We start from the raw sequence: 23,430 nt of genomic DNA, 5'->3' as shown, positions 1-23,430 counted from the left end.
GGAGGAGGTTATTCGATTCGTACCCTAATAAATTGGCGGGGAGTGGTGTTGGTGTCGAGGTTCGATTCGACGGTGATTTGTTGGTAGGGTGGTCCGAGTGTGGGGTGTGTGACGGTATTGGTGATGGTGGTGGGGATGTTCCAGTCGATGAGGTTGGTGGTGGCCTCTGAGTGGTATTGGAGATTGTGGGTGCCTGGGGCGCGTTGGGTGAAGTGGAAGGTTAGTTTGGAGCTGGTGATGGCACTTTGCTGGGTGAGTGGGGCGGGGGCGTGGGGTGAGCCGCCGAAGGCAAATTCCTCGAGGAGTGAGTGGGAGTCAGAGTCGGTATCGGCTGACCAATCTACGTTTGTGGTGCCGAAGTGGCGGAATGCCCAGCTGGCTTCTGGTTGGTTTTGGGCGTTATAGAGTTGGGTGATTTCTGAGGTAGTGAGAGCGGAGTGGTGGCTGCGGATGTCATCGATGCTACCTGTGAAGTTGTAGCCATTGGCGTGGGATGAGGCGGCGATGGTTGGAGAGCCTGCGGCAGAGGTATTGATGGTTTGAGAGCCGGAGCTTGAGATGGTTTCACGCAGGCCGTCCACGTAGAGGTGCGCCTCGTTGACGTTGGTAGAGCCGTTGGTATCGAAGTCATCGATGACGACGGCGACGTGGTGCCACTGGCCGTCGTTGAGGGGCGTGGTGCCGACGATGAAGCCGCCTTGTACTTCGAGGCGGAGGCGTTGGGTCGTGGTGCCATCGAGGCGGAAGCTGAAGCGTTGACCGTTAGAGTTTTGGCCGTAGCCGAAGATGACTTGGTTTTCGACTCCGGTGGTGGCGGAGGTTTTGATCCAGGCACTCAGGGTGCGGGGGCTGGAGCCGGTAGGCAGTGTTATGTTAGAGAGGTTGATTTGATCATCTACGCCATCGAAGGAGAGAGCGTGGCCATGTTTGCCGATGACGTGGGAGGCCTCGCTGTTCGAGAATCCGGAGTGGATACCGATGGGGGTGCCGCCGGCTTCACTGACTGAGTTGCCGGTGGTTTCGTCGAGTGGGATCCAGAGGTTAGAGATGGGGACTTGGACATTGATGGTGATGTGGGCGGTAGCGGTGTATTCGCCATCGGTGATAGTGTAGCTGAGGTGGTCGGTACCAAATTGGTTCGCGTTGGCAGTGTAGGTGATTTGGTTGCCGTTGATAGTGGCTGATCCGAACTGGGGTTGGGTGAGGCTGAGGATGTTGAGTGGGCCGGGGGCTCCGTCATCGCTATCGTTGTTGAGGACGGGGATGTCGACGGGAGTGGTACCCGTGGTGGTTGCATGGTCATCCTGAGCTTGGGGTTCAGCAGGGGGAGATCCGGCTCTGAAGTATGCAGAGTTAGGGATGGTTTGGCGGGCGATGTTAGGGCCAGAGTATTCGAGCTTGAGATCGTGGGTTCCGGTGCTGTGTTTGTAGAGGATGCGGATGGGGTGGAGGCCGGCTTTGAGGCGCATGGATGCTGAGCGGGTGGAGCTGTTATGGTTGTAGTCGTCGTCTATGAGGTTGGCATCGTGGAGCCAGAGCATGGCTCCAGACTGATTGTTAGAGACGGTGGTGTCGGCAGTCATGTAGAAGGTATAAGTGCCGTCGGTAGGGATGGTGAGGAAGCCAGTGAACTCGATGGCGAAGTTAGAGTCTTGGTCACGGACGCTGAGGTCTGGGTTAGAAGTGGTGCCGGAGGTAGCGGGGGCGAGGAGCGTGGTTTCGGGGACCCATGGCCAGGAGCCGGAGAAGGTTTTGAAGTCGAGTCCATTGATGACAGTGGGTGGGGAGGCTGGTGGCGTTTGGGTAGTGCTAAGGTAGCTTCGGTTATAGTCGCCATCGATGCGAACTTGGAGAACGCGGTCCTTCATTTTTTGTTGGAGCTCGGGCAAGCTGCTAGCGAGGTTCGAGGATTCATTTGGGTCGGCATCGACATCGTAGATAGCAAAGTCTTTTGAGTGGGAGGAGACATTGGTGCGGATACCTTTGTAGCGCTTGCCGTCGGAGTGGTCGAGGAAGATGGATTGCATTTCACCTCGTGCTGTGCCGCCGTGGTTAGGGAACTCGCTGTAGTTAGGGGTGGATCCACCCACGGAGTATTCGAAGTAGAGGTAGCCTTTGTCGGCTTGGGCTCCTTGGCCGGTGAGTTCAGGGAGGAGCGAGACACCATTGGTGAAGGCGGGAGGAGTGAGGCCTGCGGCATCGACGAGTGTGGGCAACCAGTCCCAGAATGCGGAGGGGCGGGTGGAGTTATAGCCTGGGGTGGCAGGATTGTTGTCGCCAATTTGGGTGGGCCACCAGGCGAAGGTGGGCATACGGATGCCGCCTTCCCAGTGGTCGCGCTTGATGCCTTCGAGTTCGCCGAAGGAATCGAAGTTACGTGGGTTGTGGGCTACTGAACCACCGGAACCGCTTTCATTATGGGTGCCATTATCTGAGGTGAAGATGACGAGGGTGTTGTCGTCGATATTGAGGTCGCGCAGAGTTTGGAGGATGTCGCCCATGCAGGTATCGATGCGGCGGACCATGGTGGCGTGGCGCGCTGCGGCGTTACCGAGCGAGAGGTAGTCTGGGTGGATCCAGGAATCGTTCGTGCCGGAGTTGGTATTGAGTGGCCAGGTGAGTCCGCCGGAGGTGCCTAGGCCGGATGGGTAGGCTTGGGTTGGGACTTGGAGTTGAGCGTGCGGGGCATCGTAGGCGAGGTAGATAAAGAAGGGTTTGGCGGAGTTTGGGTTTGCGGTATTGAAGTTGTGGCGGTCTTGGATGATTTGTTTGGTTTTTGCGGTCCAGAGGTCGGTGGTGTAGGCGTGGTCGAGGCCGCTTTTGATGGCGGTGGGGGTAGTTCCAATGCCTGAAGCTTCGTAGACGGTGCCGCCATTGCCGGGATAATGTTGGTGGCCATGGATGTGTCTGATGTAGCCGTAGAAGTAGTCGAAGCCACGTTTGTTAGGGAGTCCGGCGCCACTGGGCCCATTGCCACCGACGCCCCATTTGCCGACGGAGGCAGTGAAGTATCCGGCTTGTTGGAGTACGGTCCCGAGGGTGTGGTTGTCGGAGATGACTTTATCGAAGGAATTGTTACGGATATTGGCGTGGCCTTGGTCGCGTCCTTGGATCAGTGATCCTCGGGCGGGGGCGCAGACGGGAGCGCTGGTGTAGTGGCGGGTGAGTTTGGCGCCTTCCGCGATCATGCGATCGAGGTAGGGGGTGTTAATAAAGGCTTCTTCGCTCCCATTGATGATACGGTCACCGGGGACACCGCCGCCGGCTCCGTTGTCGCGCTTATGTTGGTGTAGGTCATAGATGTCGCCGAAGCCGAGGTCATCAGTGAGGACGACAATGACGTTAGGGGCAGCCTGCAGCAAGGTGAGCAAGCTGAGCGCAGTGAGAATGATGGAGCGAGAGAGAGTCATGGAGGTGGAAGGTCCCCCTCATCCTGGGAAATGGTTAGGATGAGGGGGCGAGTGAGTCTTATTTGCGACGTCTGATGATGAGTGCCATGCCACCGAGTCCGAGGAGGGCGGAGATACTTGGCTCGGGTATTGAGGCTGTATTGACGGAGCCATTGATGGCGAGGTCATCGATGCTGCCGAATACCCCAAGGCCGGAGCCATCGGCGGTGATCACGATGGTGTGGGTGCCGGCGGCGAGCTGGAGGTTTTCGGTGAATGTGGCAGGGGTGTTGCGGAGGACGCCGTCAGTGTCTCCACCTTGTTGGGAGCCATAGGCATTGCCGTTGATTGTGATGTCGAAGAGGACTTCACGGATTTGACCGCCATTTTGGAATCCACCGGATGAGTTGAGGGTATCGTAGACGAAGCTGATGTCGGTGAGGTCAGCGACGAAGCCAGCAGCGACGGTGATGTCGAAGGTGGCAGTCCAGAACCCAGCTCCGCTGTGGAGGTTTTGGTTTGGAGTGAACTGGGTGGCACTGCCACCACCGCCGGAATTGAGGAAGTTGGCTGCGTTGGTAACGATGGTGGTATCGGTGGTGACTTGGGCACCATTGGGGTCATCTGTGGTCCAGACGAGGTCTTGCATTTCGTTGCCGGAGAGCGTTCTGGAGTCGAAGTTGGTTCCAGTGATGAGGGCGGCTTGTGATGCAGTGGCGGTGGCGCCAAGAAGGGCGAGGCCGAGGAGTTTCATTTTCATAGTTGATTTGTGTATTGCTGCGCACCCGGGGCTCGATATGGGGTGCATTCACTTTTACAGGACGGGGGTGGAGCGATTGTTAACAAAGAAAAAGCACCCATGCCGCAGAGTTGGGCGTGGGTGCTGGAGATATGGGGCTCAGTATGGAGGCTGGAGTGCCGTCGCTCAGCCCAATTGGCAGGATACCTCATTAGCCTTTGCGACGTCGGAGGATGAGGGTGATACCTGCGAGTCCGAGAAGTGAGGTGGTAGTGGGTTCTGGGACGGCGATGGCCTGACCGCCGGTGACTGTGAGTAGGGTGTCACGGTTCGCGAGGGTGACGAGTGTGTTGTTAACGAAGATATCGTTTTGTCCGATTTGTTCATCGAGTTCGGCCTCGCTTGCGAGGGTGAGGGTGGCTCCGGTGAGGAGGTTCACCTTGGCATTGTTGATACCATTACCCGTGCCGAGGATTTCGAGTGAGCTGAGGCCGTCGACGGTGATATTGGTGGTATTTCCAGAGTTTGCGATGAATTGGGTGATTAAGGAGCTACCGGCGCTGATGAGCATGGTGGCGGCACCATTGGCGCTATTGATACCATTGCTTCCTGTGAGGTCTACAGTGGCATTTGAGAAGTTGAATTCGGTAAAGGCGCTGATCGCTCCGGTGAGGAGTGAGGCGCCATTGCTCACGGTGAGGGTGGAGCCAGCGCCGCCACCGATTAGGCCGGCACCACCGAGCGTTTTGCCACCGCTTACGGTGAGGTCGTCACCTGAATCTGTGGCGAGGGTGAAGGCTGGAGAGTAGTTGCTAGGAGAGCCTGAGCCGCTGGAGATCTCGATGAGTCCGCCCGTGGCGGCGGAGATTGGGGTGCCGCCATTGATAGTGCCGGCGCTTGGCACGAGGCCGTTGTCATCGAGCCAGTTCGCTTCTTGGAAGGCGGAGATGCCGTCACCTGCTCCGGTCCAGACGAGTGCGGCGTGGGAGAGCGGAGCGCAGGCTAATAGTGCGCAAGCGGGGGTAATGATGTGTGGTAATTTCATGTGTTTGTATGGGGTATATGGGAGCCATGTCTATGGGGGAGGCGGAGGCTGCCAATGGTACAGGGCAGAGATTTTGTGATTGTTAACAAAAAAATCTGAGAAACCTGCATTTTACCGTTTGCGGCGGAGGAGGGTGAGTCCAGCGAGGCTGAGCAGGGCGCAGGAGCTAGGCTCAGGGATGGCGGTGGTTTCGATACGGATATCGGTGAGGACTCGGCCGTAGCGCATGGCACCTGAGTTGGCTGCGATGGTGAAACCTTGTTCGTAGCCACTGAAATTATAGAGTTCGACGTTAGTGTCAGAGGTGTCGTTGGGGAGGCCTTTGGCATCGACATTGGTGGCATTGTTGTTGGTGGTACCAGTGATGTCGAAGGTTTCTCCGGTGGCTACATTGAGGGCGCCGAAGCCTTTGAATCCAAGGAAGGTGGCTTGTGCAGTTTCGACGGCGCCGGCACCGAGGTTGACACTGATGGGGCCGATGGCGAACGCAAGTGATTCATCTTCATCGACGAGGCTGGCGGAGCCGCTTCCGTCATTGACTCCCCAGTAGGAAAAGGAGGCGCCATGGCCAGCGATGGCGGCGGATCCGGTACCAGTGAGTGTGAGAGTGAGGGTGATGGAGTCATCTGCGGTACCGACACTATCGAGTGTGAGACCGGAGATTTGGTAGACACTACTTTGTGGGTTGCCGCCGTCAGAGGTGGTTTCGCCGGTATTGATGAGGCTGCCCAAGTTGGTGAAGGATCTGGAGCCGCTATCGGCGCGGCTGAGTCCGAGTTCAAGGTTTGTGATGGCGGCCTGGGAGCTGTGGCTGAGGGCCACGATACAAGTGAGCGTGAGGAGTTTTTTCATTGTGCTATGTATTGAGTGAGCAGGAAAAGAATCTCTGCTCATAGCTCCAATGCACGCGGGCCAGCGAGTATTACAAAAAAATGGGTGATTTTTTTAGTTGAGAGGCAAGTCGCCTAGTCTGGTGTCGAGGGACGGGGGGGAGACTTTGAGACTGGTGGGGTCTCGTGGGGGGCAGGTGTGTCAGCGGGAGGTAGGGGAGACGGCTTCGAAGTGGGTAAAGAAGCGCTGGAAGGCGTCCGGGAAGTGGGTATGGAGGGCGTCGAGGAAGGCGGACGGGGAGTCGCATTCGATTTCGCCATCGGGTCCGAGGAAGCGGGTGAGGGTGAGATTGGTGCCGGGGCGGCCATCGAAGTAGTGTGGCCAGGTAAAGAAGGCTTTATATCCGCCGCGGGTGAGGAGCATGGCTTCTTTAGTGACGCCTCCTTGGGCGGTGGTGATGATGCTGGTGGCGGGGTCTGAGGTGCTGAGAAGGCTGCGGCCTGCGGTGTCGAGTGTAGTGGGGTCGGCGCCGAGGTAGTCGAGGAGGGTGGGCAGGAGGTCTAGGTTGCTCGCCTCAGTGTGGGCGGGGCCACGGCCGAAGGATTTGGGCCATTTGATGAGCATGGGGGATTGGACTTGTTCATTCTCGAGTGAGGAGACGTGGAGCCAGCCGCCGTGGTCTTGGAATTCTTCGCCGTGGTCGCCCATAAAGATGATGATGGAGTCATCGTATTTGCCGTATTTTTTTAGGTTTTGGCAGAATTGTTCGGCGAGGTGGTCGCCCCAGGCGAGGGCATTGAAGTATTGGTTTTTGATCAGGCGGGTTTCTTCTTTTGTAGGGGTGGATGGGAAGAATGCGTGGGGGTAGTATTCCTTGAATGGGGGGTCGAAGGAATCGTGCCAAGAATATTTGTAGTGGGTGGAATCGATGGTGGCGATGGTGAAGTGAGCGCCAGAGGGTTGGGATTCGAGTTGGTCGGCGAGATCTGAGAAGAGGATGTTTTCGCGTTCGGTGGTGGGGAGCCCGTGGATGGGGTCGCCAGGGGCATCTTGGCGGAGGATGGAAAACGGGGCGGAGCCAAAGAAGTGGCAGCCCATATCGCGGAAGTCTAGGCTTTTGGCGGTGTGGACTTGGAGGTCGTAGCCGGCGTCATGGAGAAGGTGGAAGGCGCCGAGGCCGGGCCAATTGTTGTCGCGTGCGAGGTCGCGGCTTGCTTCGCGAGCGGTGGCGACTTGGCTGGTGAAGGTACTGAACCAGGAGAGGTGGGTGCCATTCGAAGCAGCCCAAGTGTGGCCGATAGCTTGGGCTTCATCCTGAGCAAATTGGTAGAAGAAGGGGGTGACATCTGGGCGGAGAGCGTCTTGGCGGAAGGACTCAATGAAGACGAGGAAGATGTCGGGGCGCTGGGAGAGATCGAGTGAGGGGGTGGTTTCTTGCCAGGTGTGTTCACGGAACTCTGCAGTAAATTTGGCGAGTCCATTGGGAGGGCGCACAGGTGAGAGTTGGAGGTCGAACTCCATGTATTCTTGCATCCAGGAGCGGCGTGATTTCCAGGATTTGCCGATGGCTTGTTCGAGTGATGCACCGGTGAAACCGAAGATCACGATGAGGAGCATCCAGACGGGGGCGGTGCGGAACTTGAGGCGGTTAGCGATGCGTGATGTGCCGTAAGTGAGGAGGCAGAAGATAGCGAGGACTGCGAGAGCGATACCAGCGAAGGCGGGTGCGGTGAGGTGGATTCCACCGCCTTTGAGTTCTGTGCCAAAATTGAGGAGCCCTTTGGTACCAAGTTTATTGACGAAGCCGAGGAAGGTTTGGTTCCAGTAGCCGTGGAGGAGCCTATCGATGACGATGGCAATGGGGGCGGTGGAGGCGATGACCCAAATCCATGGGCGGGTCCAGCGAGGTCCGGTGTCGATACAGAGTTGGACGACGAAGTAGAGGCAGCCGGTGAGGGCCATTTGGGTGAACATTCGGTTGATGAAGAGGCTCAACTTGTGGGTGTCGTCGAGCGAATGCATTCCATTCACGAGCTGGTAGTTATGCCAGAGGAGGAGTGCGTAGAGGGCGATGAAGAATGGGCCATTCCAGGGGCGCGGGCGGGTGAGCCAGTTACGGAGTTGGAGGATTTCCACACGGGTTGGTGTGGGGTGATGGGAGAATGCGATGGAACAGCCGATGATGACAGCGCAGAAGAGGAGGCCGGCGAGTAGGTATTGGAAGCCGCTGAGTAGGTCAGTGGCACCGAGGGTGAGGAGGATTAGTTGGCCGACTAAGGTGGTGCGCATCCAAGTCTGGGCCTTATGTTGTTTATAATCTCCAGTGCAGAGCCAACGAGAAATGCCTCCCCAGAGGGTGGCTCCGGCGGCTGCGAGGCTAAGTGAAATGAGGATGTGGCTGCCCAGGTAGCTTTCTCCGAGGTAGGGAGAGAGTTCGGCATTTCCGAAGCGGTGCTGTCGTACAAAGGGGATGAGGCCGTAGCCGATTCCGCAGAGCCAGATGAGGGTATGGAGTAACTTATAGGGCATTCTCGTTCAATGGACAGCAGTGGGGGCGGCTTCCTTGTGCTCAGGGTCTCGTTTAGAAGCAAGACTAATTGTGACAAAGTTGTCAGGAGGGGGAGTGGATAGTGAGTGAAGATTCCATTGAAACCTCTATTTTACGGGAGATGTAGTTAGTGTTTGTTAAATGTTATCTGTTAGGTGTGAGATAAGTTTATATTGACTCAATGATAGTGTTATTGTTTAATGTTAGTGCAAATAACCCCCCATCCATGTTGCGATGCAGTATTTTTATGATTTATCTTTATTAGACGTTCGAGGTGAAATTTCTACCGCCATTACGGTGATGTACTATGGCAATGAGATAGGAGCGTTTGCAGGCAAGGAGGAGGTTGTGAAGGTGGATTTGGATTGTGTGTATGCGGTGGAGGTCGATTTAACGGCGTATGCGAACAACCAGGATGGAGTGCACAGTTACGCGGTGATGTTTTTTGAACGTCAGTGGAATGAGGAGGTTTGGAACAAGAAGTTGCTGGAGAAGCGGCACAATTTGAAGTCGGTGACGACACGGGTGAAGTTGACTGCGGACATGACGGACAACCCGAAGCATGAGCATCATTTATTTACGGCTTCTAACCGCTACATTGATTTTGCTAAGTACCCGGATGTTGCAATGAACCAGGTAGTTCCTGGCGAGTACTTAGAGAAGTTTAACCACCGCTTTGTTGGGTACTTGATGCGCAGCGAGCGAGCTTTTGACGATGTGCATGCGATGATTGGCAAGTACCAGCTGAGTGATTTGGTGGACCACCAATATGACGTCAACGACCTTCACGAGCATGTGAAGGTGAAGGCGTATGGCGTGAAGCGCAAGAATGCGATTGCGTAGAGGGCGATTGGGGCACAGGGCCTAGGGTTCTTTTTTCAAGGCGGCTTTCAATTTTCCCCCGATAGCAGATTCGATTGCTTGATCCCAAGATGCCTCATCATCGATATCGGTCAAAGGAGGCAAAGGCACCACAGTGAGGCCGGTATTCATAGCAGCCTGTTCGGTCTCACTGCGGGTGCTACTGCTGCTCCAGGTGATATTGGAGAAGAGTTCTGGGTGATGTTGATGGGTGGCGAGGAGGTAGTAGCCACCATCGGGGCTTGGGCCGATGGCGCAGTGTTGGGGTTTGGTTTGGAGGAATGCGGCATTGATCCAGCGTGAGCCACAGTGGATGCAGTCGGAGCCAATGAGGGCGACTTTTTGGAAACCGTCGGCGAAGGCTTTTGCGCTGGCGCGCTCGAGGCGTTCCCCGAGGTTACCAGGTCCTTGGGGGGAGAAATCGATGGTGAATGAGGGTGCGTGTTTATCAGGGGTGAAGAGGAAATCATGTGAGCGCTTGATCACATCTCCTCTCAGTTGGGGGAGGATCCAGAAAGGGATGGCGTCGGAGGCATCATCTGGGGCGTAGCAAAATCTCACGTGAGTATTTTGGAGTCCTTCGAGTTGTTCGAGGAGCACGGCGACCATGGCGCGGTAGCGGCGCACGGCCTCTGTGTCGCCAATGGATGCAGCGAGGCGTGTTTTCACGTTTCCCGCGATGGGTTCTTTGAGAAAGATGAGTAGGGCGTTCATGGGCTCGATAGGATATATTCAGCTATAGTCGATGAGTGGGGTGGCGTCTATGGAGATCTTGTGGGGGTGTGCAAAGTGTTCTGTTAGAGTGGAGTGTGTGAGAGGTGTGTGGGAGGGTTGAGTTCGGAGAAAATGAAATAATTTAGACAAGTGGTGTGTGGGAGTGCGCTGAGGTGGGTATTAATCACCCCTGGATGAGAAAACTGATATGAAATTGATACCTAGATTGATAGCGAGCCACTTAATGGTAGCGAGTGTTGGCGTATTGGGAGCGCAGAGTGCGGCAAGTTTACCGAAGGCGCCAGTGGGGGAGAGCGTGGAGCAATCTAGGCAGATAGAGAAGGCGATAGCGGAGGTGTATCCGGCATTGGTACGGGTGCATGTGGTGATGGAGCAGCCCAAGGATGGGCGTATGCAAAAGGGGCAGGGTTCGGGATCTGGGACGATCATTCATCCTGATGGCTATGTCTTAACGAATCATCACGTGGCTGGTGATGGGAGTCGCGTGTGGGTGCGGCTATCGAATAAGTTGAAAGTAGATGCTGAGGTAGTGGGGACGGATCCGCAGACGGATTTGTGTGTTTTGAAGCTGAACATGGACCAGATACCGGAGTCGATGAAGCCTTTGGCGGTGGGGAAGTTTGGAGATTTTTCGACCTTGGAGGTTGGTGAGCCTGTATTGGCGATGGGAAGCCCTGCGGGGGTGTCACAATCGGTGACCTTGGGGGTGGTAGCGAACTTGGAGATGATCACACCGAATGGGATGGGGGCGTTGAAGCAAGCGGGGGAGACTGTGGGCGATTTGGTGCGTTGGATTGGGCATGATGCTGTGATTTATTTTGGTAACAGTGGCGGGCCGTTGGTGAATTTACGTGGAGAGATTATTGGTGTGAACGAGATTGGTTTGGGGTCGTTAGGCGGGGCGATTCCTGCGGACATTGCGGAGTATGTGGCGAAGGAATTGATTGAGCACGGTGAGGTGCGTCGTTCTTGGATTGGTTTATACCCGCAGCCGGTACTGAAGTCTGCGGAGTTTCAGGATGGGGTTTTGGCGGCTGCAGTGGTGGAGGGATCTCCAGCTGCGGAGGCTGGGCTTCAGCCGGGTGATGTGGTGACCCATATTGATGGGCATGCGGTGAAGGCGACCGCACGTGAGCATTTGCCTTTGTTCAATCGGGTGATCTTGGGAACTCCGGTTGGTAAGTCTATCAAGGTAGGGTATCGGCGGGATGGGAAGGCATGTGAAGCGGTAGTGGTGACTGAGGAGCGCTCGAAGGCGAAGGCGGATGACCGCGCCTTACGCGAGTGGGGAATTACCGCTCGGAATTTGACCAAGAGGAGTGCTTTGCGCCGGAACTTGGATACGACTGAGGGGGTTTTTGTCTCAACGATAAGTAAGTCGGGGCCAGCAGCTTCTGCCAAGCCGGCGATCAAGCCTGGAGATCGGATTACCTCGGTAGATGGCAAAGAGGTGGCGAGTGTGGAGGAATTTGGGTCTGTGACAAAGGCATTGTTAGAAGGTTGTGAATCACGGGAAGCGATAGTAGAATTTGAGCGTGGCAATGAGTTGTTAGCTACTGTGGTGAAAGTGGGAAAGAAGCCGAACGAGAGTCATTCAGCGGCGGCCTCGCATGCATGGTTGGGGGTAAAGACTCAGGTTCTGACAAAAGAGTTAGCAAGGGCACTGAATTTGACAGGCAAGAAGGGGGTGAGGGTCACACGAGTTCATAAGGGTTCATCTGCTGAGGCGAGTGGTCTTCAGAAGGGTGATGTGATTCTCAAGGTGGATGGAGCTGTGGTAGCGGCGTCGCAAGAGCGTGATGCGAAGGTATTTGAGGCGATGGTACGCGAGTACGATGAAGATGCCGAGGTGCAGTTAGTGGTTGTGCGTGGTGGGGAGGAACTAGAGATCGAATGTGCTCTGGAGAGTTCACCGAAGAAGTCGTCGGAATTTCGCAAGCTGACGAATGACACCTTTGAGTTTACGTTGAGAGAATTATCTAAAGCGAACCCTGATGAGGCAGAGGTCGGAAAAGGGGTGTTAGTAGAGGGGCTTGAGCGTGCTGGTTGGGCAGCATTGGCAGGGTTGAAGGGTGGTGATGTGATTCAGTCGATCAATGGTAAGTTGGTGGATTCCTTGGAGAGTATTGAGGCTGAGTTAGAGAAGATCGAGAGAGAGCAGGTTGCTCATGTGGTTCTCTTTGTGAAGCGTGCGAAGTTTTCGCGGTACATTGAAATTCAACCGATTTGGCAGGACACAGATGTGTAGGGGGGAAATAAGAAATTAATCACACAATGAAACAAAAACTAAATAGAATGATGAAACCAACTCAACTAATGAAGTTATCGGCCGCTGGACTTGTTTGTGGCTTTGGGAGCATGACAGCGTTTGCAGACATTAAGTCGGACGCGAAGGAGGTGTTTGAGAACAATCAATCCTCGGTGCTAACAGTGAAAGGTCTGATGAAGGTGGAGGTGTCGATGAATGGCCAGGTGGCGCAGACTAAAGATGTGCCGATTACTTCCCAAGCAGTGGTTGTGGACAAGGGGCTTTTGTTAGTTTCATACCGCACTATCATGCCAGAAGTAGGAACGAATGTGGGGCAGCAACCTGGCATTAAGATTGATACCAACATGCAGGAGTTGAAGGTGGTGGATGCATCTGGGGATGAATTTGACGCGAAGTTAGTTTTGCATGACGAGGCTTTGGACTTAGCGTATTTGGCGATTGATCCGAAAGGGGAGAATGCGGGGGACTTTTCAGCTCCGATCGTGGATTTGTCTAAGGGGGCGTCATTGAGCCAATTGGATGATGTTGTTTTAGTGAACCGTCATGGTGAGAGTTTGAGGTATGTAGCTGGCGTGAGCGTGAAGCAAGTGAGTGCTGTGATTGAGAAACCTCGGAAGTCCTATGTTTGTTCTGGGGTGCGTCCGGGTGCTGCGGTATTTGGAGCGAATGGAGATTTTGTGGGGCTGGGCGTGGTAAAGAAGGGCGGGGGGAGCGGTCAGGCTGCCACTGTGGTGTTACCGTCGAAGTACGCGCAAAAGTTATTGGGGCAGGCTAAGGAAAAGCGTGACGGACTCTCTAAGGAAGCGTGAACGACTGGTCAGTTTCTATCACCAGTCAGATGTACTGGAGTCGAATAGAAATTTGAGATAAACAGAAAGATACTATGAAAATGAAATATTGGATTCCTGTGGGTATGCTGGCATTGCCGGCGATGGTCCATGCGGAGGAAAAGCCAGCGGTGCAGACCCAAGAAGTTCGGGCGAGCATCGTTGACGAAGTGAAAGAGATTTCTGGGGCTCATGACGCGCAGGTCCAGGAGGTATACAAGAAGATTCGTTCTGAGCGAGATCGCTCGAAACGCAGTGAAATTTTTAAAGAAATGCCGGACCCGGTTGGGCCGTCAACTAATCTGTTAGATCTTGCGAAGAAAGATTTACGTGTAGATGGGGTGGAGCAGGCGTTGAGTTGGGTATCTGCGAAAGGTTCTCCACAGCAACGCAAGGAGGCGGCAGAGCTTCTGATGAAGGCCTATCCTGAGAGCAAGGGGTTTGAGCGTTATATTAACATTCACTGTCATAACCAACTGGGGTTAGGGGTGGAAGCTCTTCGTGAGGTTGTTGCTGGGGTAAAGGAGCCTGGGACATTGGCATTTGCGAAGTATGCATTAGCGAATCAATTGCTGATGGCGAGTGAGCGCAATCGGGCGTTAGATGATGAGCAAAAAGCGGCAAGTCGCAAAGAGGGTGTGGAGATTCTTGAAAAGCTCGGAGCAGACGGGCAGATTAAGGAGCATAGCCCGAAGGTTGCGAAACAGATTGAAAGTCGACTTTTCAAGGTGAAGCATTTGTCTATTGGGTCTGAAGCGCCTGACATTGTGGGTGTGGATCAGGACGGTGAAGCATTTAAGCTCAGCGATTACCGAGGCAAAGTGGTGCTGATCGATTTCTGGGGGCATTGGTGAGGTCCGTGCCGCGCCATGCTTCCTCACGAGCGGTCGCTCGTAGAGAAGTGGAAAGATGAGCCCTTTGCGATTGTTGGGATTAATAGCGACTCAAAGAAGAAGCTCAAAGAGATGGTGGCAGATGGCACCACGACTTGGCGGAATTTCACTGACCAGCAAGAATACGGAAAGATTTCTGAGAAGTGGGGAGTTCGGGGGTGGCCGACTCTGTATATTCTGGATCACAAGGGGGTGATTCGTCATGGAAGTTTACGCGGTGAGCAGATGGAGGCTGCGCTCGCGAAGCTGATTGAAGAAGCGAAAGCGGATCAGAAGTAGATTTCATAAGACCTAGTGCTGGGCACTGGGTTGGGCCAAAAGAGTCCCTACTACATGGCGTCGATCTTCCTTCGGAGAGGTCGGCGTTTTTTATGAGGAGGAGAGAAGTGTCTTACCAGTAATTTTCCTTGAGTTTGTTGGGTGGCTGACGATGCTGTTGGGCGCAGACCATGGAGAGCAAAAAGAAGGTAGTGATAGCGTGTGGCGGAACGGGTGGCCACTTATTTCCGGGAGTAGCGGTGGCGCAGGAGATGAAGCGTCGCGGCCACGAGGTAAGGTTATTGATTTCTGAGAAGAAGGTAGATGCGGAGGCATCTAAAAAGTATGGGGATTTGGCTTTTGACACGGTGCCTGCGATTGCGAAGCCGGCGACCTTGTCTTTAAAGATGTTGCCTTTCATGTGGAAGCTATTGCAGACGACATCTAAGTGTAAGGGATTGCTGAGGCAATTTGGAGCGGATGCTGTGATTGGGATGGGTGGGTTTACTTCCTTACCTCCAGTGATGGCTGGCAAGAAGTTAGGGGCGAAGACATTTGTTCACGATTCGAATGCGTTACCGGGCAAGGCGAATCGGTTGACGGCCAAGTGGTGTGACAAGGTATTGATTGGGATGGAGGCTGCGCGGCCTTATTTTCCTGGTTCTGAAGTTGAGGTAACGGGCACGCCTGTACGAGAAGAATTAGAGTCGGTACCCAGCCGTGATGTTGCGGCTGGGCAGTTAGGTGTGGATCCAGCGCGCAAAACAGTATTGGTGATGGGCGGGAGCCAGGGAGCCAAGCGGCTAAATAGTCTTGTGGTAGAGGCGGCGCGGGCGATGCCCGAGGTGCAATTTTTGCATCTGACTGGGAATTACGATTACGAGCGTGTGAAGCAAGAAGTGGGGGAGGGAAGTGAGAATCACAGGTTGATCGCTTTTTGTGCAGACATGGCGCAGCTCTACGCAGTGACTGACCTTGTGATCATGCGTTCTGGGGCTTCTAGTTTGAGTGAGATTTCTTATCTTGGTTTGGCATCCATCTTGGTGCCCTATCCTTATGCGGCTGACGACCATCAGACCAAGAATGCGGAGGTGTTTGAGGCAGCAGATGCGGCGGTGCTAAGGCAGGAGTCGGACCTTGATGCTGGCAGTCTAGTCGCAGATGTGACGGCTATCTTTGGTGACGATCAGCGCTTGGTAAATATGAGTGCCGCCTCGCAGGCATTGGGAGTGAAAGATGCGGCAACTCGGGTTTGTAGCGTAATTGAAAATTTATAATGAAAGACTTTAGTGAACGACTGATGCGCGACGAGCAAGCGATGCGCATTCACTTGATCGGAGTGGCAGGATCTGGGATGAGCGGTTTAGCATCGCTCTTGATAGGTATGGGGCACAATGTGAGTGGTTGTGATCGAGTGACGAGTGCTGAGACTGAGAGGTTACAGAGGGCGGGTTTAGCATTTTCGAGCCCACACAACGCGCATTCGGTAGCGGATGCGGATGTGGTGGTGTATTCTTCGGCGATTCGGGATGAGAATGTGGCGCTTGCGGCGGCGCGTTCGGCGGGGATACCAACGGTGCGACGTGCTGAGTGTTTAGCGGCGATATTGGCGACGAAAGATGGGGTGGTGATTTCTGGCACGCATGGCAAGACGACGACGTCGGCGATGAGTGCGCATGTGTTACGTCGTGGCGCGGTGCATCCGTCTCACTATGTTGGGGCAGAGATTCCTGTGTTAGGGACCAATGCGCATTGGGATGAAAAGGGTTCCTTGATGGTAGCTGAGGGAGACGAGAGTGATGGGACACTGGCACTTTATCAGCCGAAACACGCTGTGGTGTTGAACGTGGAGGAAGAGCATCTGGATTTTTATTCGGGGATTGAGCACATCAAAGAGGTGTTCACGACATTACTAGAGCGCACCTCGGGAAGCATCATCTTCTGTGCGGAGTGTGAGGTGGCCACTGAGTTATGTGGGCAACGAGGGAATGCAATTTCTTACGGCTGGAGCAACGCAGATTTTATTGCTGAGAACCTCAAGGAACAAGGAGGGGTGGTCGCCTTTGACGTAGTTCACAAGGGGGAACTATTGGGGCGTGTCGAGTTAGGTGTACCTGGGCGACATAATGCGCTGAATGCATTGGCGTCGATAGCATTGGCGACCGAGTGTGGGGTGTCATTTAGTGATGCCTCGCGGGCTTTGGCGACTTTTGCAGGTGCGCGGAGGAGGTTCGAAACGAAGTATTTGAGTAAGCGCTTACGCGTGGTGGACGATTACGGGCACCACCCGACTGAGTTGGCTGCGACTCTACAGACGGCACGTTCACTCGAGCCGAAGCGTTTGGTGGTATTATTTCAACCGCACCGTTATAGTAGGACGCAGAAGTTAGCGGATGACTTTGGCAAGGTATTACAGGCGGCGGACAAGGTGTTTGTGACTGATGTGTATCCAGCATCTGAGTTGCCGATTGACGGTGTGAGCGGGCAGACGATTGTGGATGCGATGAAGTCGCACGGATCGGTGTCAGGTCAAGTTGTTGGGGAGGTTGCTTCGGCGCATTATGCAGTTGGCAATGCACTGAAGGCTGGTGATATGTTAATCACATTGGGGGCGGGGAATGTCCATGAAGTGGGCACCAAGATTGCCCGTGATCAGTCTGTTTTAGAGGTCATTTTAGGTGAATGTGGTGATGGGAATGCGAAGGTGTGTTTGTACGAGCCGATGCGTAAGCACACGACGATGTTAGTTGGTGGTCCTGCGCAGTTTTGGGTAGAGCCTCAGACGCATCAATGTTTTGCGAATGCTGTTCGTTATTGTCGTGAGCGTGGGATTCCGGTGCGTGTGATTGGGCGAGGTTCGAACTTGTTAGTTCGAGATGGTGGCATACGGGGTGTGGTCATTCATCCCTCGAAGGGAGTGTTTGGTGAAGTGAGCGTGGAGGGAGATCTTGTGACAGCAGGTGCGGGAGTTCGTTTTAAGAAGTTAGCGAGCATTGCTCAAAAGGCTGGTTTGACTGGCTTTGAGTGGATGGAGGGGATTCCTGGGAATGTGGGTGGTGGATTACGGATGAATGCTGGAGCCATGGGTACAGAGACTTTTGACCAAGTGATCGAGGTGACATTTCTTGATGAGGATGGAGAGATCCGCACACGCAAGAGGGAAGAGATAGTGGCGCACTACCGTAATGTTCCGGAGTTGCGGCGTTGTTTTGCTCTCTCTGCGACCTTCAAGGGGCAGGTTGCTGAAGCGGGAGCGATTCAGGGATTGATGGAGGCGTCGATGGAGAAGCGTCGGTCTTCACAACCATTGGCCGCGAGTGCTGGTTGTATTTTTAAGAATCCAGAGGCGATGCCAGCAGGGATGTTAGTGGACACGCTAGGGTTCAAGGACAGTGCTGTGGGGAAGGCTCGGGTTTCGTTGGAGCATGGAAACTTTATTGTTAACGACGGGAAGGCGACAGCGAAGGAGGTGCTGGACTTGATTGACAAAATTCGAGTGCAGGCGAGGGAGGAAAAAGGGATTGAGTTAGAAACTGAGGTGCAGATTATTGGTGAAGACGAGCAGATTTTCTAATATGAAGTTGTTGGATAGGGAGTGGAAAATTTCAGAGAGAAGAGGATGAACAAAGAGATAAAGATAGCAGTAGCGATGGGAGGCCCAGGTTCTGAGCACGATGTTTCCATGGCGACAGGTCAAGCGGTGCTCAAGGCATTGCTGGGAGAAGGGTGCGATGCTGAGGCCTTGGAGATTAATACGTCAGAGGTCATCGTGCCAGAAGGGGTTGAGTTAGTGTTCAATACTATTCACGGGACTTTTGGGGAAGACGGTGTGTTGCAGAAGCAACTAGAGGCAAAAGGAGTCGCATACACAGGAGCGGGCTCAGCATCTAGTTTGTTAGCTTTCGACAAAGTGGCTAGCAAGGAGCGTTTCATCGAGGCGGGGGTGCCCACGCCAGCTTCAGAGACTGTGGATTGTAGTGCTGGTGTGCAAATGCCGAAGATGGATTTGCCTTATGTGGTGAAGCCACCACGTGAGGGGTCTAGTGTGGGGGTGCACATTGTGCGGGAAGAAGAGGAAGCACGTGCGGCCATTGAGGATGCCGCGAAGTATGGTGATGAAGTTTTGGTAGAGCAATTTGTCGAGGGCAAAGAGCTGACGGTGGGGATTGTGGATGGGGAGGTATTTCCGGTTGTGCACATTGCACCACGTAGTGGGTTTTACGATATGTCGAACAAGTACCCATGGATGACTGGGGAAGGTGGTACGGATTATTATTGTCCGGCTGAGTTGGACGAGGAGACGACGCAGCGGGTTCAGGATGCTGCATTGGCGGCACATCGCGCATTGGGAGTTGAAGTATACTCCCGAGTTGATGTATTGTTGGACGCCGATGGAAATCCTTTTGTGTTAGAAGCAAACACAATTCCAGGGATGACTGAGAGTAGCTTGTTGCCGAAGGCTGCGAAAGAAGCGGGCTATTCGTTTGGTAATCTCTGTATGAAGATAGCAGAGGTATCGCTGCAGACACCAAGAAATGTTTAAGAGAAAAAAGACCAATACGCGTTACAGGCGACAAAGGACTGAGCACACGCTACATTTGCGAGTGAGTTCTCCGCGTATTGTCTTTTTCCAATCTCGCAAAGCGATTTGGGGGATATTCAAGATCTGTTTGATCCTTGTGGTTTTGGGGGCTGCTGGGGTGTATGGCACGCAGTACATCCGGAACCATTTTCTAACAAATCCTGAATTTGCCTTACGTCATTTAGAGTTACAGACGAATGGCTTTTTAAACGAGAGTGAGGTAGCGGAGATTGCTGGGATCAACCCGAGCGGGACGATTTTTTCCTTTGATATTGATGAAGTGGAGGCGCGGTTAGTGGAGCGGCCGGAGGTTGTGGCGGCTGTGGTGGAGCGTAGGTTGCCTGACACGGTGAAGATTCAGTTAACTGAGCGTGTGCCAGTGGCTTGGTTAGCGTGTCCTAAGTTAGGTATGGCGGGGCGCAACCCGCTATCAGGAATTTTGATGGATGCAGAGGGGGTCATATTCACCTGTCAGGGTAAGTTATGGGATGTGGCGCGCAATTTGCCAGTGATTGAGATTGCGGAGGCTGAAGCCCATGAATTTCCGATGGGTGAGAAGATGGTGCATAAGGATGCGGCACGAGCATTGGCATTGATTCAGTTAGTGACAGAGGAAGTGCGGGGTTCATGGGAGGTGAAGCGAGTGGCGGTAAGTAATTTTTATAGTTTGGTGCTCACGAGTGACGACAATGTGGTGGCGACATTTGGGATGTATGACCACGAGCGTCAGTTGGGTGACTTGATAGCAGCGCGGGCGCATGCTGAGCAGACTGGTCGTGAGTTAGAGTGGATTAATCTTTTGCCCAAGCATAACATTCCAGGGAATTTTAAAGCTCCTGCAATGCATTCAGATGAGGGGCTGACAAGAGTGAACGACTAATTGAGTTCTAGGACGGAGATGGCGAAATCAAAGATATACGTGGGTCTTGAAGTTGGCACCAGCAAAACATGCATGGTGGTGGGAGAAGTGAAGGCAGACAGCTCAGTGAAGATCTTAGGGGTTGGTGAGACGAAGTCAGTGGGTGTGCGCAAGGGGGAGATTTCTGACATGGCGAATGTGCGCACTTGTGTGCGCGAGGCATTGCTAGAAGCTGAAGATGTTTGTGATGTGGACATCCGCAGTGTGTTTCTTTCTGTAACTGGTTCTCACATTACTGGAGTGAACAACCGCGGGACGTTTCGTTTGCCGGATGAAGACCAGGAGATTACGACTGAGCACGTGGAAGAGGCGAAGGAGATTGCTCGGGACATCGCTATTCCATCGGACAATGTCTACTTACATAACATTGTACGGCAGTATTGGATTGATGGAAATGAGCAGGCCAGCAACCCGATTGGTTTGTTAGGTCGCACATTAGAAGCGGATTTTCACATCGTTCACGGCGTAAAGAATCGGATTCAGAACAGCATTAAGTGTGCAAGGGAGATCCCTTTAGATGTGGATGATGTGGTGTTTGCTCCGATTGCTTCCGCGCAGATTGCATTGAACCGTCAAGATAAGGAAGCTGGGGCGCTTGTGATCGACATTGGTGGGGGCACGACTGATTACGTTTTGTACCTGAATGGTGCGGTGGCTGCTTCTGGGTGTATTCCGGTGGGGGGGGATCACGTGACCAATGACATTCATTTGGTGACTCAGATGCCTTTATCGAAAGCTGAGAAGGTGAAGTGCACTGAGGGGGACGCCTCGGGTGACCCTGCGCGTTCTGTGGGGACGGTGACGATCCCGGATGACAAGGGTTTTCCTGAGTTAGAGATCAAGCGTCAATTGCTCAATGACATCATCCGTGGCCGTCTCGAGGAGACCTTGCGATTAGTGAAGCAAAAGCTCCCTGACGGGTCACTTGAGAAGGTGGGGACTGGGGTCTTTTTAACTGGAGGTTCTAGTTTGATGCGTGGTTTTGGTGAATTAGCCAACGATGTTTTTCATTTGCCGATTTATCGTCCGGAGCAACCTGAGGTGAGTGGGATTCACGAGTATTTCCGTGACCCGCAGTATTCGACGGCGGTGGGGTTGATTCGCTATGCACAATTAATGGATGAGGACAGTCCGAAGGAAAAAGCTGGGGTTTTGGGTAAGTTGGTGAAGGCGGTGTGGCCGTTTTAGAAGTGTATTTCTTTGAATGACTTAGGGGGAAGGTGGGGCGATGTGGCCTTGTTGCGGTGTGTGAGGAGGTGTCAAAATCGTGAGGTGTGAGAGATTGGCATTGCAATTGAGCGGATTATAGGGATTGTCCGTCCCTTCAACTCACATTCTTATGACTGACAAGATTCGTAACATCGCAATTATTGCGCACGTTGACCACGGCAAGACGACGCTGGTGGACAAACTTCTCGAAGCAGGTGGAGCCTATGGCGACCACCAAGAGACAGTTGAGCGTGCGATGGACTCCATGGATCTTGAAAAAGAGAAGGGGATCACCATTAAATCGAAGAACACTTCGGTGAAGTGGGAGGATTACACGATCAACGTGGTGGATACTCCAGGTCACGCCGACTTCGGTGGTGAAGTGGAGCGTGTGATGAAGATGGTGGATGGTGTTTTGTTGGTTGTGGATGCCTATGAAGGGCCACAGGCGCAGACACGTTTCGTGTTACGCAAGGCATTGCAGGAAGGGTTGCACCCGATTGTGGTGGTGAACAAAGTGGATCGTGATTTTGCACGTCCGGAGGAAGTGCACGACATGGTGTTGGAGTTATTCTTAGAGTTGGAGGCAACTGAGGAGCAATTTGAGGCTCCCTTCTTCTATGGATCTGCCAAGAATGGATTCTTTGTAGGTAATCTCAATGATGAGCATAAGGACATGACTCCATTGTTGCAGGGGATTGTGGACAATGTGCCGGCTCCGCAGGCCAATGCAGATGAACCGTTCCGCATGTTGGCGTCGAACATTGACTGGGATAATTACGTTGGGCGTGTGGCGCTTGGCAAAGTGCTTTCAGGCAAGGTGGCGAAGGGAGACAGTGTATGGCTCCACCGTAAGGATGGCACTAAGGTGCGCAGTAAGATCACTAAGGTGTTTGAGTATTCATCACTGTCAAATAGTGAGTCAGCAGAAGGTGTTGCAGGCAACATTGTGGGGATTGCAGGATTTGAAGACATTGATATTGGCGAGACGATCGCGGCTTCTGAAGAGGCTGAGCCATTGCCATTCGTAAACATTGATCCACCGACTATTTCGATGCAGTTCAGCATCAATGATGGGCCATACGGAGGACGCGACGGCAAGCATGTGACCTCACGTGCGATTCGTGAGCGTCTTGACCGCGAGGTGAAGACAAACATCTCGATTGAGGTTTCAGACGCTGAGCAAGCAGGTGTGTTCAATGTGGCAGCACGTGGTGCGATGCAGATTGCGGTTTTGGTTGAGACGATGCGTCGTGAGGGATACGAGGTATTGGTTTCGCGTCCGAGTGTGATTACCAAGCGGATTGACGACAAATTGATGGAGCCTTTTGAGACATTGTATGTGGAATGTCCGGAAGACGCGCTGGGTGGGGTGATGAAGACATTGGCGAACCGCAAGGCTCGTGTAGAAAATATGGGGAGCAATGCTCATGGATCTACTTTGGAAGCGACGATTTCCACACGTGGTTTGATTGGTTTTGAGTTTGAGTTGCTCAACCTGACGAGTGGTCATGGGATTATGTCTCACCTTTTCAAGGAATACGCTCCGCATTGTGGTGAGATCACCACGCGTTCTACAGGTACTTTGATTTCGATGGCGACAGGAACAGCGATGCAGTACTCGCTTCTGCCGCTTGAGGACCGAGGTAAGCTCTTTATTGCACCTGGTGAAGAAGTTTATGAAGGGCAAGTGATTGGTGAGAACCCGCGTCTCACTGACCTCGCAGTGAACCCGATCAAGGAGAAGGCTCTGACAAACCACCGATCTGCAGGTAAGGATAATACTACGACATTGGCACCACCGATCAAAATGGATCTGGAGCGTGCGATTGAGTACATCAATGCTGATGAGCTTGTGGAGGCGACACCGAATCACATTCGTATTCGTAAGCGCATTCTTTGCCCAAATGAGCGCAAGCGTATGGAGCGCAAAGCTAAAGGGTAGTCATTCTCGAGAGATTTCAATGACAAGGGGCGGCTTTGATAGAGCCGCCCTTTTTTTGTGGGGAGTGTATGGGGGCGGCAGGAGGAGCGAGGCGTGCGGTAGGCTGTATTCGGGTTTGGTATAGGGGGAGAGAGTCATCTCGACTCGGAATAGACGAATGGAGTGTGGTTAAGTCTTGTGAAGTTTGCGCTTCGCGATTTTAGAGATAGATCGGATTATCTTGCAGAATGTCATCGTTGTCATTCAGTTGTCCCGCGTGTGCGGGAGGCCTTCACTGGGCCTTGATATTCTGCAAGCTCATTCCGACCATTCGTCCATTCCGTTTCGCTCAATGGTATTAGGCATGCTTATTCTTTTCATGTCAGAGCTATAACCTTGTG

The 23,430-nt window shown here is 53.5% G+C and carries 16 protein-coding genes and 1 pseudogene; 11 read left to right on the top strand and 6 right to left on the bottom strand.

Annotated features, from left to right (window positions below; translation table 11 throughout):
• Window positions 1-8: 8 nt before the first annotated feature.
• The 5 genes from ACFSW8_RS10115 to ACFSW8_RS10095 all read right to left on the bottom strand — a co-directional run bounded on the left by ACFSW8_RS10115 (window position 9) and on the right by ACFSW8_RS10095 (window position 8,533).
• Window positions 9-3,410, bottom strand: coding sequence for a sulfatase-like hydrolase/transferase (locus ACFSW8_RS10115; RefSeq protein WP_377088499.1), 3,402 nt, complete (start codon window positions 3,408-3,410; stop codon window positions 9-11).
• A gap of 58 nt (window positions 3,411-3,468) precedes the next feature.
• Complete coding sequence (locus tag ACFSW8_RS10110) at window positions 3,469-4,149, bottom strand: PEP-CTERM sorting domain-containing protein (RefSeq protein ID WP_377088500.1); 681 nt, start codon at window positions 4,147-4,149, stop codon at window positions 3,469-3,471.
• 190 nt (window positions 4,150-4,339) lie between these two features.
• Entirely contained in the window at window positions 4,340-5,173 is an 834-nt protein-coding gene (locus tag ACFSW8_RS10105) for a PEP-CTERM sorting domain-containing protein (RefSeq protein ID WP_377088502.1), read from the bottom strand.
• Window positions 5,174-5,284: 111 nt separating this feature from the next.
• A complete protein-coding gene (locus ACFSW8_RS10100) occupies window positions 5,285-6,025 on the bottom strand; it encodes a PEP-CTERM sorting domain-containing protein (protein ID WP_377088503.1) in 741 nt (246 codons plus the stop codon).
• Between the two features lie 180 nt (window positions 6,026-6,205).
• Entirely contained in the window at window positions 6,206-8,533 is a 2,328-nt protein-coding gene (locus ACFSW8_RS10095; protein ID WP_377088505.1) for a sulfatase-like hydrolase/transferase, read from the bottom strand.
• Window positions 8,534-8,786: 253 nt separating this feature from the next.
• Here ACFSW8_RS10095 and ACFSW8_RS10090 point away from each other — a divergent pair, with 253 nt between their 5' ends.
• Window positions 8,787-9,395, top strand: a complete 609-nt coding sequence (locus ACFSW8_RS10090) for a hypothetical protein (protein ID WP_377088507.1) — start codon at window positions 8,787-8,789, stop codon at window positions 9,393-9,395.
• Window positions 9,396-9,416: 21 nt separating this feature from the next.
• Here ACFSW8_RS10090 and ACFSW8_RS10085 read toward each other — a convergent pair whose 3' ends face one another.
• On the bottom strand, window positions 9,417-10,127 hold the full coding sequence (locus ACFSW8_RS10085) for a TIGR04282 family arsenosugar biosynthesis glycosyltransferase (RefSeq protein WP_377088508.1): 711 nt from the start codon (window positions 10,125-10,127) through the stop codon (window positions 9,417-9,419).
• A 208-nt stretch (window positions 10,128-10,335) separates the two neighbouring features.
• Here ACFSW8_RS10085 and ACFSW8_RS10080 point away from each other — a divergent pair, with 208 nt between their 5' ends.
• From ACFSW8_RS10080 to typA, 10 genes and pseudogenes are all read left to right on the top strand, one after another.
• Entirely contained in the window at window positions 10,336-12,396 is a 2,061-nt protein-coding gene (locus ACFSW8_RS10080) for a PDZ domain-containing protein (RefSeq protein WP_377088511.1), read from the top strand.
• Between the two features lie 47 nt (window positions 12,397-12,443).
• Window positions 12,444-13,226 (top strand): hypothetical protein, encoded by a 783-nt coding sequence (locus ACFSW8_RS10075; RefSeq protein WP_377088513.1) that lies wholly within the window; start codon window positions 12,444-12,446, stop codon window positions 13,224-13,226.
• A gap of 74 nt (window positions 13,227-13,300) precedes the next feature.
• A complete protein-coding gene (locus ACFSW8_RS10070) occupies window positions 13,301-14,098 on the top strand; it encodes a peroxiredoxin family protein (RefSeq protein ID WP_377088514.1) in 798 nt (265 codons plus the stop codon).
• A 12-nt stretch (window positions 14,099-14,110) separates the two neighbouring features.
• Window positions 14,111-14,416, top strand: a pseudogene (locus ACFSW8_RS10065) (TlpA family protein disulfide reductase); the annotation flags it as partial.
• 170 nt (window positions 14,417-14,586) lie between these two features.
• Window positions 14,587-15,672, top strand: a complete 1,086-nt coding sequence (gene murG, locus ACFSW8_RS10060; RefSeq protein ID WP_377178146.1) for an undecaprenyldiphospho-muramoylpentapeptide beta-N-acetylglucosaminyltransferase — start codon at window positions 14,587-14,589, stop codon at window positions 15,670-15,672.
• On the top strand, window positions 15,672-17,969 hold the full coding sequence (gene murC, locus ACFSW8_RS10055) for a UDP-N-acetylmuramate--L-alanine ligase (protein WP_377088519.1): 2,298 nt from the start codon (window positions 15,672-15,674) through the stop codon (window positions 17,967-17,969). Before murG ends, murC begins: the two co-directional genes overlap by 1 nt.
• A 45-nt stretch (window positions 17,970-18,014) precedes the next feature.
• On the top strand, window positions 18,015-18,938 hold the full coding sequence (locus ACFSW8_RS10050) for a D-alanine--D-alanine ligase (protein WP_377178144.1): 924 nt from the start codon (window positions 18,015-18,017) through the stop codon (window positions 18,936-18,938).
• Window positions 18,939-19,074: 136 nt separating this feature from the next.
• Complete coding sequence (locus tag ACFSW8_RS10045; protein WP_377178148.1) at window positions 19,075-19,857, top strand: cell division protein FtsQ/DivIB; 783 nt, start codon at window positions 19,075-19,077, stop codon at window positions 19,855-19,857.
• A gap of 18 nt (window positions 19,858-19,875) precedes the next feature.
• Window positions 19,876-21,084, top strand: coding sequence for a cell division protein FtsA (ftsA, locus tag ACFSW8_RS10040; RefSeq protein ID WP_377178142.1), 1,209 nt, complete (start codon window positions 19,876-19,878; stop codon window positions 21,082-21,084).
• A gap of 151 nt (window positions 21,085-21,235) precedes the next feature.
• Window positions 21,236-23,050 carry a translational GTPase TypA gene (gene typA, locus ACFSW8_RS10035; RefSeq protein WP_377091424.1) on the top strand — a complete coding sequence of 605 codons (1,815 nt, stop codon included), beginning with the start codon at window positions 21,236-21,238 and terminating at the stop codon, window positions 23,048-23,050.
• Window positions 23,051-23,430: the final 380 nt, after the last annotated feature.

The sequence above is a fragment of the Rubritalea tangerina genome, from assembly GCF_042683245.1.
GTDB lineage: Bacteria > Verrucomicrobiota > Verrucomicrobiia > Verrucomicrobiales > Akkermansiaceae > Rubritalea > Rubritalea tangerina.
The sequence above is the reverse complement of the archived record's forward strand: the minus strand, read 5'-3'. Positions and strand labels throughout refer to the sequence as shown.

Bases quoted from the DNA above. Each gene is read 5' to 3' on its own strand.
- ACFSW8_RS10115 (WP_377088499.1), bottom strand. From the start codon at position 3,410: ATGACTCTCTCTCGCTCCATCATTCTCACTGCGCTCAGCTTGCTCACC.
- ACFSW8_RS10110 (WP_377088500.1), bottom strand. From the start codon at position 4,149: ATGAAAATGAAACTCCTCGGCCTCGCCCTTCTTGGCGCCACCGCCACT.
- ACFSW8_RS10105 (WP_377088502.1), bottom strand. From the start codon at position 5,173: ATGAAATTACCACACATCATTACCCCCGCTTGCGCACTATTAGCCTGC.
- ACFSW8_RS10100 (WP_377088503.1), bottom strand. From the start codon at position 6,025: ATGAAAAAACTCCTCACGCTCACTTGTATCGTGGCCCTCAGCCACAGC.
- ACFSW8_RS10095 (WP_377088505.1), bottom strand. From the start codon at position 8,533: ATGCCCTATAAGTTACTCCATACCCTCATCTGGCTCTGCGGAATCGGC.
- ACFSW8_RS10090 (WP_377088507.1), top strand. From the start codon at position 8,787: ATGCAGTATTTTTATGATTTATCTTTATTAGACGTTCGAGGTGAAATT.
- ACFSW8_RS10085 (WP_377088508.1), bottom strand. From the start codon at position 10,127: ATGAACGCCCTACTCATCTTTCTCAAAGAACCCATCGCGGGAAACGTG.
- ACFSW8_RS10080 (WP_377088511.1), top strand. From the start codon at position 10,336: ATGAAATTGATACCTAGATTGATAGCGAGCCACTTAATGGTAGCGAGT.
- ACFSW8_RS10075 (WP_377088513.1), top strand. From the start codon at position 12,444: ATGATGAAACCAACTCAACTAATGAAGTTATCGGCCGCTGGACTTGTT.
- ACFSW8_RS10070 (WP_377088514.1), top strand. From the start codon at position 13,301: ATGAAAATGAAATATTGGATTCCTGTGGGTATGCTGGCATTGCCGGCG.
- murG (WP_377178146.1), top strand. From the start codon at position 14,587: ATGGAGAGCAAAAAGAAGGTAGTGATAGCGTGTGGCGGAACGGGTGGC.
- murC (WP_377088519.1), top strand. From the start codon at position 15,672: ATGAAAGACTTTAGTGAACGACTGATGCGCGACGAGCAAGCGATGCGC.
- ACFSW8_RS10050 (WP_377178144.1), top strand. From the start codon at position 18,015: ATGAACAAAGAGATAAAGATAGCAGTAGCGATGGGAGGCCCAGGTTCT.
- ftsA (WP_377178142.1), top strand. From the start codon at position 19,876: ATGGCGAAATCAAAGATATACGTGGGTCTTGAAGTTGGCACCAGCAAA.
- typA (WP_377091424.1), top strand. From the start codon at position 21,236: ATGACTGACAAGATTCGTAACATCGCAATTATTGCGCACGTTGACCAC.